Source organism: Variovorax sp. 10N432, assembly GCF_056394465.1.
In genome coordinates this window covers 1-392 of the sequence record NZ_JBFTHX010000171.1, presented here as the reverse complement: position 1 = coordinate 392, position 392 = coordinate 1, and the positions used below count along the sequence as shown (strand labels likewise).

Here is a 392-nt window from a genome sequence, read left to right as displayed (position 1 = left end):
TTGAGAATCTGACTCTCACGGGCAGCGCCGCCATCAACGGCACGGGCAACACGCTGGCCAACCAATTGACCGGCAACGCGGGCAACAATACCCTCAACGGCGGCGCGGGCGCCGACACGATGGCAGGCGGCGCGGGCAATGACATCTACGTGGTCGACAACGCCGGCGACGTGGTGACCGAAGCCGCCAACGCGGGCACTGACGCGGTTCAGTCGTCCATCACCTGGACGCTGGGCGCCAACCTTGAGAACCTGACTCTCACGGGCAGCGCCGCCATCAACGGCACGGGCAACACGCTGGCCAACCAATTGACCGGCAACGCGGGCAACAATACCCTCAACGGCGGCGCGGGCGCCGACACGATGGCAGGCGGCGCGGGCAATGACATCTAC

General features: G+C 66.3%; 1 protein-coding gene. It reads left to right on the top strand.

Translation table 11 applies throughout. From position 1 onward, the window contains the following. Window positions 1-392, top strand: a 392-nt coding sequence (locus AC1DF3_RS37200; RefSeq protein ID WP_478142843.1) for a calcium-binding protein, incomplete at both ends; no start/stop codon positions are given.